Source organism: Brevundimonas sp. NPDC046655 (genome assembly GCF_044901625.1).
In the GTDB taxonomy this organism is placed as follows: domain Bacteria; phylum Pseudomonadota; class Alphaproteobacteria; order Caulobacterales; family Caulobacteraceae; genus Brevundimonas.
In genome coordinates this window covers 468,140-479,316 of record NZ_JBJDPV010000001.1, presented here as the reverse complement: position 1 = coordinate 479,316, position 11,177 = coordinate 468,140, and the positions used below count along the sequence as shown (strand labels likewise).

11 protein-coding genes and 1 tRNA gene are annotated in these 11,177 nt (G+C 66.5%); 4 read left to right on the top strand and 8 right to left on the bottom strand.

Features of this window, described 5'->3' with window-relative positions; all coding sequences use genetic code 11:
• Positions 1-5 precede the first annotated feature (5 nt).
• From dprA to ruvX, 5 genes are read right to left on the bottom strand one after another with little or no spacing between them, the layout of a single operon-like run.
• Positions 6-1,091 (bottom strand): DNA-processing protein DprA, encoded by a 1,086-nt coding sequence (gene dprA, locus ACI2KI_RS02290; RefSeq protein ID WP_404617388.1) that lies wholly within the window; start codon positions 1,089-1,091, stop codon positions 6-8.
• Positions 1,088-1,723 (bottom strand): glycerol-3-phosphate 1-O-acyltransferase PlsY, encoded by a 636-nt coding sequence (plsY, locus tag ACI2KI_RS02285; RefSeq protein ID WP_404617386.1) that lies wholly within the window; start codon positions 1,721-1,723, stop codon positions 1,088-1,090. Before plsY ends, dprA begins: the two co-directional genes overlap by 4 nt.
• A gap of 16 nt (positions 1,724-1,739) precedes the next feature.
• Positions 1,740-3,035: a dihydroorotase gene (pyrC, locus tag ACI2KI_RS02280; RefSeq protein WP_404617384.1), complete on the bottom strand. Its 1,296-nt coding sequence runs from the start codon at positions 3,033-3,035 to the stop codon at positions 1,740-1,742.
• Positions 3,032-4,015: an aspartate carbamoyltransferase catalytic subunit gene (locus ACI2KI_RS02275; protein WP_404617382.1), complete on the bottom strand. Its 984-nt coding sequence runs from the start codon at positions 4,013-4,015 to the stop codon at positions 3,032-3,034. Before ACI2KI_RS02275 ends, pyrC begins: the two co-directional genes overlap by 4 nt.
• A gap of 40 nt (positions 4,016-4,055) precedes the next feature.
• Positions 4,056-4,520 (bottom strand): Holliday junction resolvase RuvX, encoded by a 465-nt coding sequence (gene ruvX / locus ACI2KI_RS02270; protein ID WP_296173176.1) that lies wholly within the window; start codon positions 4,518-4,520, stop codon positions 4,056-4,058.
• A 119-nt stretch (positions 4,521-4,639) separates the two neighbouring features.
• Here ruvX and gatC point away from each other — a divergent pair, with 119 nt between their 5' ends.
• From gatC to gatB, 3 genes are read left to right on the top strand one after another with little or no spacing between them, the layout of a single operon-like run.
• Positions 4,640-4,927: an Asp-tRNA(Asn)/Glu-tRNA(Gln) amidotransferase subunit GatC gene (gatC, locus tag ACI2KI_RS02265; protein ID WP_207827071.1), complete on the top strand. Its 288-nt coding sequence runs from the start codon at positions 4,640-4,642 to the stop codon at positions 4,925-4,927.
• A 3-nt stretch (positions 4,928-4,930) separates the two neighbouring features.
• Positions 4,931-6,409, top strand: coding sequence for an Asp-tRNA(Asn)/Glu-tRNA(Gln) amidotransferase subunit GatA (gene gatA, locus ACI2KI_RS02260; RefSeq protein ID WP_404617379.1), 1,479 nt, complete (start codon positions 4,931-4,933; stop codon positions 6,407-6,409).
• Between the two features lie 2 nt (positions 6,410-6,411).
• Positions 6,412-7,905 (top strand): Asp-tRNA(Asn)/Glu-tRNA(Gln) amidotransferase subunit GatB, encoded by a 1,494-nt coding sequence (gene gatB / locus ACI2KI_RS02255; protein WP_404617377.1) that lies wholly within the window; start codon positions 6,412-6,414, stop codon positions 7,903-7,905.
• A gap of 78 nt (positions 7,906-7,983) precedes the next feature.
• On the opposite strand, the gene ACI2KI_RS02250 is transcribed toward gatB, so the two are convergent.
• The 3 genes from ACI2KI_RS02250 to ACI2KI_RS02240 all read right to left on the bottom strand — a co-directional run bounded on the left by ACI2KI_RS02250 (position 7,984) and on the right by ACI2KI_RS02240 (position 10,195).
• Entirely contained in the window at positions 7,984-8,910 is a 927-nt protein-coding gene (locus ACI2KI_RS02250) for an RcnB family protein (RefSeq protein WP_404617375.1), read from the bottom strand.
• Between the two features lie 170 nt (positions 8,911-9,080).
• Positions 9,081-9,170, bottom strand: a tRNA-Ser gene (locus ACI2KI_RS02245).
• Between the two features lie 95 nt (positions 9,171-9,265).
• The gene (locus ACI2KI_RS02240; RefSeq protein WP_404617373.1) at positions 9,266-10,195 is read right to left on the bottom strand and encodes a DMT family transporter; all 930 of its coding nucleotides are present in this window, start codon (positions 10,193-10,195) and stop codon (positions 9,266-9,268) included.
• Positions 10,196-10,332: 137 nt separating this feature from the next.
• On the opposite strand from ACI2KI_RS02240, the gene ACI2KI_RS02235 reads away from it, so the two are divergent.
• Positions 10,333-11,154: a septal ring lytic transglycosylase RlpA family protein gene (locus ACI2KI_RS02235; RefSeq protein ID WP_404617371.1), complete on the top strand. Its 822-nt coding sequence runs from the start codon at positions 10,333-10,335 to the stop codon at positions 11,152-11,154.
• Positions 11,155-11,177: the final 23 nt, after the last annotated feature.

Sequence of the window (11,177 nt, the reverse complement as noted above, 5' to 3'; positions counted from 1 at the left end):
CTCGATCAGTTGGAGGCTAGCCCGCTGGGTAGAAGCGTTGCTCGACCGGCCAGGTTCAATTCCAACAGAGCGGCGGCGACAAGTCCGATCGGCAGGTTCAGCGCCCGCGCCAGTTCATCGCGCGGGGTCGGCGTAGGGGACAGAAGGGCGGCGACCTGTTCGATCAGGGCGTCGTTCAGAACGTCCGGCGCGCCGTCGAAGAGCGAATCGGCTGGGGGCTCGCGCAGGGTCCGCAGGGTGGTGAAGGCGCGTTCGACATCCTCCAGCCCCTCGCAGAGGATGGCGCCCTGACGCAGCAGTTCGTTTGGGCCTTTGGAGCGCGGGTCCAGCGGCGATCCCGGAACGGCGAAGACGTCGCGTCCCTGTTCATTGGCGAGGCGGGCGGTGATCAGCGAGCCAGAGCGGATTTCAGCCTCGACCACGATCACCCCGCGCGACAGGCCCGAGATGATGCGGTTGCGGCGGGGAAAGTCGCGGGCCTGGGCGCGGGCGCCGACGGGGCTTTCCGAGACGATGCAGCCCCGTTCGACGATCTGGCGATAAAGGTCGGCGTTCTCGGACGGGTAGATGTCGTCCACGCCGCCGCCGAGGACCGCTACCGTGCCGGTCGGCAGGGCGCCCAGATGCGCCGCCGCGTCGATGCCGCGCGCCAGACCCGACACGACGACATGGCCGGCTTCGCCCAGTTGCTGTGACAGGCCGCGCGCGATGCGCTGGCCGCCCGCCGAGGCGATGCGGGCGCCGACGATCCCGATGCAGGGGCGGGACAACAGGGCGACGTCGCCGCGCGTCCACAACAGGGGCGGGGGCGGATCGACCGCAGCCAGCATGTCAGGATAGTCGGCGTCGCCCAACAGGATCAGTCGCGCGCCGGCACGGTCACCGGCCGCCAGTTCGGCCTCGACGCGATCGACGGCGGGCAGGGCGTAGCCGTCGCGGCCGCTGCGCCGCACCAGGTCCGGCAGGGCCTCGACCGCGCGGACGGCGGAACCGAACCTCTGCAGCAGTTGGGAAAAGGCCACGGGGCCGACGCGGTCGGTGCGGGCCAGCCGAAGCCGGGCGAAACGCTCGGCGTCGGACAGGAGGGTCAAGCCTTCTTGGCCCCGATCTTGGGCTCGGCGCCTTTCAGCAGCCGGGCGATGTTCTCATGGTGGCGGATATAGATGAGCACGGCGGTGAAGATCGCCAGGATCAGGATGGGCGCGGGGGCGGGCAGGCCGAGAATCGACAGGGGCAACAGAGCGTAGAGCGGCGTCAGCGCCGCCGCGACCAGGGCCGCCAGCGAGGAATAGCGCAGAGCGAAGGCTGTGATCAGCCAGGTCGCCGCCGCCATCAGGCCCAGAGGCCAGCAGGCGGCCAGGATCAGGCCGAAGAAGGTCGCGACCCCCTTGCCGCCCTTGAAGCCCAGCCAGACCGGAAAGAGATGGCCCATGAAGGCCGCGCCGCCAGCGATGGCGCCGGCGACTTCACCGAACAGATAGCGGGCGATCAGCAGGGCGACCGCGCCCTTGCCGGCGTCGAGGATCAGGGTGGCGATGGCCAGGTCCTTGCGGCCGGTCCGCAGGACGTTGGTCGCGCCGATATTGCCCGAACCGATATTGCGCACGTCGCCTGCGCCCGCAGCGCGGGTCAGGATGACCCCGAACGGAATTGAACCGAGCAGGTATCCGCCGATAGCTACAAGCCCGAGCGTAAGGAGCGCCGGCCCCGCCAGATCCTGCAAAGTGATTCGCTCCCGTTTAGCGTGCGTCGTGGACGATGCGTCCCCCGACGACCGTGAGCAAGACCTTCCCTTGCAGGCGGCGGCCGTCGAAGGGCGAATTCTTCGATTTGGAGCGAAGCGTGGCCGCATCGACCACAACCGGAGCACCCGCGTCGAACAGGACCAGATCGGCAGGCGCGCCCTGGGCCAGCACACCGGCGTCCAGACCCAGCAGACCGGCGGGGCCCTGGGTCAGCGGACGCAGCACGTCCAGCAAGTCCAGCCCATGCTCGTGATGCAATATCAGGGCGGCGGGCAGCAGGGTCTCCAGACCCACGGCGCCGGGCGCGGCCTCGGCGAAGGGGCGGCGTTTGTTCTCGGCGGGCTCGGGCGCATGGGCCGATGTGATGGCGTCGATCAGGCCGTCGCGCACGGCCTCGACCAGAGCCTGACGATCGCTCTCAGCGCGCAGCGGCGGATCCAGCCGGTAGAAGGTCCGGTAGTCGCCGATGTCGATCTCGTTGAAGCAGAGGTGGTTGATCGACACCGAGGCCGAGACTTCAAGGCCCCGAGCGCGGGCGCGGGCCAGGGTCTGCAGCGCGCCTTCGGTCGAAATCTGGTCGACCAGAAAACGCGTGCCGGTCTGTTCGACCAGGGCCAGGTCGCGTTCCAGCTGGATGCGCTCGGCTATGGAGGGGGCGCCGGAAAGGCCCAGACGGGTCGCCAGTTCCCCCGAGGTCGCCACCGCGCCTTCGGACAGCCAGGGCTCAGCCGGACGGCAGGCGATCAGGGCATTGAAGGCGGCGGCGTAGCTCATCACCCTTTGCAGGGTGCGGGTGTTGACGATGACCCGGTCGCCGTCGGTGAAATAGAGGGCGCCCGCTTCATGCATCAGGCCGATCTCGGCCATGCGCTGGCCGTCGCGGCCTTGCGTGGCCGCGCCCGCCGCGCGGACGTTGACCAGGTCGAGGGCCGCGCCGCGTCGCTGGATGTGGTCGATCAGGGCGGGGTCGTCGATGGCGGGATCGGTGTCGGGCTGGACCACGATGGTGGTGACGCCGCCCGCCGCCGCCGACAGGCTGGCCGACTTCAGGGTTTCCTTGGGCTCATTGCCCGGTTCGCCGGTCTTGACGCGAATGTCGATCAGGCCGGGCGCGAGGCAGCGGCCCTGGGCGTCGATGACGGTCACCCCTTCAGGACGCTGGGTCGCCTGGCCGTGGACGACCTCGACGATGCGGCCGTCCTGGATCAGGACCGCGCCGGGGCCGTCATAGTCGGTCGCCGGGTCCAGCAGACGGGCGTTGACGATCGCGAGCGTATTGGGAGCGGTCATGCGGCGGCTCCCGCGCGGCGGTGGGCGAGGGCGGCCAGAACGGCCATGCGAGCGGCGACGCCCATCTCGACCTGATCCTGAATAAGGGAGACGCTGAGGTCGTCGGCCACGTCGGAGTCGATCTCGACGCCCCGGTTCATAGGGCCGGGGTGCATGACCCTGGCGTTGGGCGCGGCCCAGGCCAGTTTCTCGCGGTCCAGACCCCAGAAGCGGAAATACTCGCGGGTCGAGGGGATCAGGGCGCCGGTCATGCGTTCCAGTTGAAGGCGCAGCATCATGACCACGTCGCAGCCGGCCAGACCTTCCTTCATGTCGTGGAAGACCTCGCAGCCCCAGCGGTCGGCGTCGCCGGGCACCAGCGTCGGCGGACCGATCAGGCGCACCCGCGCGCCCATCATGGACAGCAGGGCGACGTTCGAGCGGGCCACGCGGCTATGGGCGATGTCACCGCAGATGGCCACCGTCAGCCCGCCGACGTCGCCGAAGGCGCGGCGCAGGCTCAGCAGGTCCAGCAGGGCTTGCGTCGGGTGTTCATGACGACCGTCGCCGGCGTTGACGACGGCGCAGCCGACCTTTTGCGACAGCAGGTCCACGGCGCCCGAGGATGAATGGCGGACCACCAGGATTTCGGGCTTCATCGCGTTCAGCGTCACCGCCGTGTCGATCAGGGTCTCGCCCTTGGCCACCGAAGAGGCCGAGACCGGCATGGTGACGACGTCGGCGCCCAGACGCTTGGCGGCGATCTCGAACGACGAGCTGGTGCGGGTCGAGTTCTCGAAGAAGAGGTTCACGACCGTCTGGCCGCGCATCAGATCGATGCCCTTGGCCGACTGTCGATTGAAGTCGACGAAGGCGTCGGCGAGATCCAGCAGCGCCAGGGCGGCGGGCGGGTTCAGATCGCCGGCGGCGAGGAAGTGATCGCGGGGGAAGGGCGACAGCCGTTCCTCGATGGTTTCGGTGACGGAAGCGGCATGGGTCATCGAGACGCCGCTATAAGCCCGACTCTTCGCGAGGGGAAGGTCAGGCGCGCAGACGGTCCAGCGCGCCCTGCAGAATCCAGGCGGCGGCGGTGCGATCCACCACGTCGGCGCGGCGCTTGCGCGTCAGGTCCAGCTCGTCGATCAGGAAGCGTTCAACCGCCGTGGTCGACAGGCGCTCGTCCTGGAAGGCGACGTTGACCGGGCGAATGCGCTCCAGATTGCGGGCGAAGGCGCGGCAGGACTGGGCGCGAGGGCCCTCGGTGCCGTCCATGTTCAGCGGCAGGCCAATGATCAGAGCCGAGACGTTACGGCCGTTCATCAGCTTGATCAGCTGCTCGGCGTCCTGGGTGAATTTCGTCTTGCGGATCAGCTGCAGCGGGCTGGCGATCATGCGGCTGGTGTCGGACACGGCCACGCCGATGGTGTTCTCGCCCAGATCCAGCCCTAGCCAGGCGGTGTCAGGCGGGCAGGCGGCGGGCAGGTCTGTAAGGTCGAATACGGGCACGCACGTCCCATATTGCAATGCGGAACGCTTGTCGAAGCCGCATCGGGCGGTTAACCCACGACAGGAGTCAGTCTGGGCGACTCCCTTGCGCCCCGACTGGATGAATTTCGGAGATTTCCATGGCTATCGACGCCGCGACGGTGAGGCGTGTCGCCCACCTCGCCCGCATCAAGACCCCCGAGGACCGCCTGGAGCCGCTTGCCCAGGAGCTGAACGGCATCCTGAACTGGATCGAGCAGCTGAACGAGGTTGATGTGCAGGGTGTCGAGCCCATGACCTCCAACGTCGCCCAGCCCCTGCGTCTGCGTGAAGACGTCGTCACCGACGGCGCCAAGGTGGATGCTGTCCTGTCGAACGCCCCGAAGTCGGCGGATGGCTTCTTCGTCGTGCCCAAGGTCGTGGATTAAGACATGAGCGATCTGACCAAGCTTACCCTCAAAGACGCCGTCGACGGCCTGAAGGCCAAGACCTTCTCGTCGGAAGAACTGACCCGCGCCTTCCTGACCAACATCGAGGCCTCGAACCCGAGCCTGAACGCCTATGTCGAAGTGACGGCGGACAAGGCGCTGGAACAGGCGCGCGCGTCTGACGCCAAGCTGGCCAAGGGCGAGGGCGGCGATCTGGAAGGCGCGCCGCTGGGCATCAAGGACCTGTTCTGCACCGAGGGCGTGCAGACGACCGCCGGCTCGAACATGCTGCGCGGCTTCGTGCCGCCTTATGAGTCCACCGTCACCGCCAATCTGTGGCGCGAAGGCGCGGTCATGCTGGGCAAGCTCAATATGGACGAGTTCGCCATGGGCTCGGCCAACGAGACCTCGGCTTTTGGTCCGGTGAAGAACCCGTGGAAGGCCAAGGGTTCGGACGCCGAGCTGACGCCGGGCGGCTCGTCGGGCGGTTCGGCCTCGGCTGTGGCCTCTGACCTGTGTCTGGCCGCGACGGCTTCGGATACCGGCGGCTCGATCCGCCAGCCTGCCGCCTTCACCGGCACGGTCGGCATCAAGCCCACCTATGGCCGCGCCAGCCGTTTCGGCATGGTGGCCTTCGCCTCCTCGCTGGATCAGGCCGGCCCGATCACCAAGACGGTGACCGACGCCGCCATCCTGCTGAAGTCCATGTGCTCGTTCGACGCCAAGGACTCGACCAGCCTGGACATCCCGACCCCCGACTGGACCCAGTCGGTCGGCCAGTCGGTCAAGGGCCTGCGCGTCGGCGTCCCCGCAGAATACCTGATCGACGGCATGTCCGAAGAGATCAAGGCGCTGTGGGAACAGGGCGTGGCCTGGCTCAAGGCCGCCGGCTGCGAGATCGTCGAGATCAGCCTGCCGCACACCAAATACGCCCTGCCGGCCTACTACATCGTGGCCCCGGCCGAGGCCTCGTCGAACCTGGCCCGCTATGACGGCATGCGCTTCGGCCATCGCGCCGAAGACTTCTCGTCGCTGGACGACCTCTACGCCGCCTCGCGCGCCGAGGGCTTCGGCAAGGAGGTTCAGCGCCGCCTGACCATCGGCACCTATGTGCTGTCGGCCGGTTTCTATGACGCCTACTACGTCAAGGCGCTGAAGGTGCGTCGCCGCATCGCCGAGGACTTCGACAACGTCTGGGGCAAGGTGGACGCCATCCTGACCCCGTCGACCCCGACGGCGGCGTTCAAGCTGGGCGACAAGCAGATCGACCCGCTGACCATGTATTTGAACGACGTCTTCACGGTGACGACCAACCTGGCCGGCCTGCCGGGCATCTCGGTGCCTGCGGGTTTGAGCAGCGATGGTCTGCCGCTGGGCCTTCAGGTCATCGGCAAGGCCCTTGATGAGGCGACCGTCTTCCAGGTCGCAGCCGCACTGGAAGACTCCGCCGGTTTCGTCGCCAAACCGGCCAAGTGGTGGTGAGCATGTCTGAGAACAAAACTCTGATCAAAGGTCGCACCGGCGACTGGGAAATCGTCATGGGGCTGGAAATCCACGCCCAGGTGGCGTCGAAGGCCAAGCTGTTCTCGGGCGCCGCCGTCGGCTTTGGCGCGGGTCCGAACGAGCAGGTGTCGCTGGTCGACGCTGGCTTCCCCGGCATGCTGCCGACGCTGAACAAGCACTGCGTCGAGCAGGCGGTGAAGTCGGGTCTGGGCCTGAAGGCGCAGATCAATCTGAAGAGCCAGTTCGACCGCAAGAACTACTTCTATCCCGACCTGCCGACCGGCTATCAGATTAGCCAGCTGTATCACCCGATCGTGGGCGAGGGCGTGGTCGAGGTGGAGGCCGAGGACGGCAGCTTCTTCAACGTCGGCATCGAGCGCCTGCACCTGGAGCAGGACGCGGGCAAGCTGATCCACGACCTGTCGCCAACGGAATCCTACGTCGACCTGAACCGGGCCGGCACGGCGCTGATGGAGATCGTCTCGCGCCCCGACATCCGTTCGCCGGAACAGGCGGTCGCCTACGTCAAGAAGATCCGCACCATCCTGATCTATCTCGGCACCTGCGACGGCGACATGGAGAAGGGCAACCTGCGCGCCGACGTCAACGTCTCGGTCTGCCGCGTCGGCAACTACGACAAGTTCAAGGAAACCGGCGACTTCGGTTTCCTAGGCACGCGCTGCGAGATCAAGAACGTCAACTCGTTCCGCTTCATCAGCCAGGCCATCAACTACGAAGCGCGTCGCCAGATCGAGATCCTCGAAGATGGCGGTTCGATCGTTCAGGAAACCCGCCTGTATGATCCGACGGCGGGCGAAACGCGGTCGATGCGCTCCAAGGAAGAGGCGATGGATTATCGCTACTTCCCCGACCCCGACCTGCTGCCGCTGGAAATCGAGCAGGCCTGGATCGACGAGATCAAGGCCAACCTGCCGGAGCTGCCGGACGAGAAACGCCGCCGTCTGATGGCCGACTACGGGCTGTCGCAATACGACGCCGTGGTGCTGATCTCGGAACAGGCCAAGGCCGACTATTTCGAGGCCGCTGCGAAGGGCCGCGACGCCAAGCTGGTGTCCAACTGGGTCACCAACGAGGTCTCGGCGCGTCTGGCTGCGGACGGCAAGGACTTCAGCGAGAACCCGCTGCCGGCGGCGCACGTCGCGCAGTTGGTCGAGTTGATCGAAACCAACGTCATCTCGTCCAAGATCGCCAAGGAGGTTTTCGACTACGTCTGGAACGGCGAAGGCTCGCCCGCCGAGGTGGTCGAGAAACACGGCCTGAAGCAGGTGACCGACACCGGCGCTATCGAGAAGGCCGTCGATGACATCATCGCCGCCAACCCGGGCAAGGCCGCAGCCGTGGCCGAGAAGCCGCAGGCCCTCGGCTGGTTCGTTGGTCAGGTCATGAAGGCCACGGGCGGCAAGGCCAACCCCGCCGCGGTCAACGACATCCTGAAGGCCAAGCTGGGTCTGTAAGACCCTCTGATTAAAAGTCAGATGCTCTAAGAAAAGGCCCCGGAGATCGCTCTCCGGGGCCTCTTGTTTTGGCGTGGACTACCAGTTCCAAGCGTCGCGGACGACTTCGATGATGTAGCCATCGTACTCGTCGATCAGGTAGATCGAGTTGTCGACATAGACCCAGCGGGTCCCCGGAGGCGGGTAGCCGAGGCCGTAGGTCCGCCAGTCGTTGACCTGATAACGCCAGAAGACGTCCGGCAGGTACTGGCCGACGTAGTACTGCCGGTTCCAGTAGGAGCGCGGCACGCTGTAATAGCCGTAGCCCGGCGCGAAATAGAAGCCGAGCCGCACGCCGTTCCAGCCCCGGAAGCGGTTGTCATGACGCCACCAGTCGCTGCGGTGACGACGATCCCAGTCGCGCCGCCACTGGTCGCGGTTCCAGCGATTGTGGAAGTCGCGGTAGTCACGATCGTTGTTCCAGTTCGGCCGGTCGGGCCTGTTAGGGCGATTGGGCTGATCGGGACGGTTGGGCCGATCCGGCCTGTTCCAGTCCGGGCGGTTGGGACGACCCGGCTGTTGCGAGCCAGGGCGATCAGGTCGGTTCCAATCCGGACGGTCGGGGCGGTTGGGTTGTTCGGGACGATCCGGTCGGTTTGGGCGATCCGGCCTTCCAGGACGATCGGAACCCCTTTGATCCGGACGGTTCGGCCATTGACCGTTGGTTCGGTCGGGGCGGTTCGGGCGGTCCGGGCGCGCATCAGGTCTTCCCTGATCGCTCGGGCGATCCGGACGATTGGGCCTGTCCGGGCGCGCCTGACCGCCGGTGCGACCTTCCTCTCCGGACCGCTGAGGACGTTCGGGGCGCGGATTGTCCGACCGGGACAGGGGACGCTCGGCACGACGCTGGGCGCGCGGCGAATCTTCAGCCTGAACCTGCCGCTCCTGGGCCAGTGTCGCGACGGGGGCGAGCGCGGGCAGGGCGAAGCTGGCGATGGCCGTGAACACCATCAGGGAACGTTTCATGGTCTTCTTCCTCGCACGCCAAGACTGGCGGCTTGAGCACCAATCTGACGTCCGCGCCATGAACCCCGGCTGAACGCGGGTCTGCGGAAACTTGCAGGATTCCTCTAGGCCTCGGCGGACCATGCGATCCCCAAGCGCCGTATCTCGCCGGCAGAACGTAAGGGCGGCAGTGGCGGAAGCGGTGGGATTCGAACCCACGGACGGCTCTCACCGTCGCTGGTTTTCAAGACCAGTGCCTTAAACCACTCGGCCACACTTCCTCATTTGGCGCGAGTCGAGACAACGCGCGGAGGCGTGCATAGCGGCAAGTTCGCCATCGCCCAAGCATAAAGCGCAGGCGAGTCGAGCCTGGGCATCAGGCCTTGCCAGGAGCCGATGGCCGCGTCACGAGCCAGATCCCCGCACAGACCAGAGCCAAGGCCGCGAGATAGCTCCAGCGCAGCAGGGATTCGCCCAGGAAGATGGCCGACAGCGCGACCCCGAAGACCGGGATGAGGAAGTTGAAGGCCGCGATCATGCCCACGGGATTATGCTTCAGCAGCAGACTCCAGACGGAGAAGGCTACCGAGGAGAGCAAGGCCATATAGAGCAGCAGGCCGCCGGAGCGGAGATCCAGCCCCTCCATCTGACCCCCGCCAACCATGCCAATCGCGATCAGGATCACGCCGCCGACAGAGAGCTGCCAACCGGTCATGACCATGGGATCCATGTCGGCCGAGAGGCGCTTGCCGTAGATGGAGGCCGCCGCCAGGACGAAGGCGGCGATGATGACGAAGCCTTCGCCCAGCAGGCTGAAGTCGAAACCCAGGGCGCCGCCGCCGAGGTTGACCACCACCACGCCCATGAACCCGATCAGGCAGCCCAGCGCCTTGCGCGTGCTGAGCCGATCATTCGCATAGATGAAGTGGGCCAGAACCACGCTGAAGAACACGCCGGTGGCGTTCATGATCGACGACTTCACGCCGCTGGCGTGGGCCAGGCCGATATAGAAGAAGACATATTGGATTGCGGTCTGGGTCAGGCCCAGCAAAGCCACCTGGCCCATCTGCCGAGCGCTCAGCCCCAGGAGCGGCTTCTTCATCGCCGCGGCGACCAGCAGCAGGATCAGACCCGCCAAGGCGAAGCGCCAGCCCGCGAACAGCATCTGACTGGCGATGTCGCTCGGCGCGATATGCAGCAGGGCATAGCCGTTCTTGATCGCCGGATAGGCGCTGCCCCAAAGGATACAGCACAGGGTCGCCAGGGCGAAGACGCCCGAACGGGTCTGATAGAGGGAGGGTTTCAAGGCGCTCGCTTCAAGAACAAGGCGCGGGCGCTAAGGCGACGCCGCGACTTAGGGACGCATAGCCCAAACCTCTCATTAACCAAACCGGAAACCTCCTGGGCGATGATCACTTCGAGTGAGCAGGAGTGCGTACAGCCATGTTGGCGAAAATGCTGAAGAGCGCAGTGGTCGCCGCCGCCTTTTCCACACTGGCCGCTTGCGCCAGTTTCGGGGGCGGACGGGACGCCCCGCTGCGTCCGCCGGTCGTGACCGATCCCGCGCCGATCGTGTCCGGCACCATGCGGCCCTATCAGATCCGCGGTCGCTGGTATCGGCCCGTCGAGCAGCCGAACTATGACGAGGTCGGGCAGGCGTCCTGGTACGGATCACAGCATCACGGCCGCTCAACCTCGACCGGCGAGCGGTTCGACATGAACGCCCTGACGGCGGCGCATAAGACCCTGCCTTTGCCAAGTCTGGTGGAGGTGACCAATCGCGCCAATGGCCGCCGGGTCATCCTGCGCGTTAATGATCGCGGGCCCTTCGTGGACAGTCGGATCATCGATTTGTCGCGGGCGGCCGCCGAGGAGTTGGGGCTGCTGTCGCAAGGCGTCGGCGAAGTGCGGGTGCGCTATGTCGGGCGGGCGCCGCGAACGGGCGGCGGCATGGCGATGCAGCGCGCGGAAACGACCCCCGCCGCTCGGTCCACGCCCTATAGTCCGCCGACTACGCCAATCCCTGCGGTATCCGAGGCAGCGACCTATTGGGTTCAGGCCGGCGCCTTTTCGGATCGTCGCGCGGCCAAACGAATCGCTGACCGGTTGGGCGAACGAGCCTCCGTTCAAGACATCCGCAGCGACGGGCGGTCGCTGTTTCGGGTGATCGTCGGTCCATGGCCGGATGCCAATGCGGCCGAACAGGCCCGTCAGGCGGTCATCGCACGCGGGTTTGGCGACGCCCTGTTGATATCAGGCGGTTAAGGCTTGCCTGACGCGCCGGGCTC

Coding starts and splice junctions, on each gene's coding strand:
- pyrC (WP_404617384.1), bottom strand. CDS start 3,035: ATGACCGCTCCCAATACGCTCGCGATCGTCAACGCCCGTCTGCTGGAC.
- ACI2KI_RS02275 (WP_404617382.1), bottom strand. CDS start 4,015: ATGACCCATGCCGCTTCCGTCACCGAAACCATCGAGGAACGGCTGTCG.
- gatC (WP_207827071.1), top strand. CDS start 4,640: ATGGCTATCGACGCCGCGACGGTGAGGCGTGTCGCCCACCTCGCCCGC.
- gatA (WP_404617379.1), top strand. CDS start 4,931: ATGAGCGATCTGACCAAGCTTACCCTCAAAGACGCCGTCGACGGCCTG.
- gatB (WP_404617377.1), top strand. CDS start 6,412: ATGTCTGAGAACAAAACTCTGATCAAAGGTCGCACCGGCGACTGGGAA.
- ACI2KI_RS02250 (WP_404617375.1), bottom strand. CDS start 8,910: ATGAAACGTTCCCTGATGGTGTTCACGGCCATCGCCAGCTTCGCCCTG.
- ACI2KI_RS02235 (WP_404617371.1), top strand. CDS start 10,333: ATGTTGGCGAAAATGCTGAAGAGCGCAGTGGTCGCCGCCGCCTTTTCC.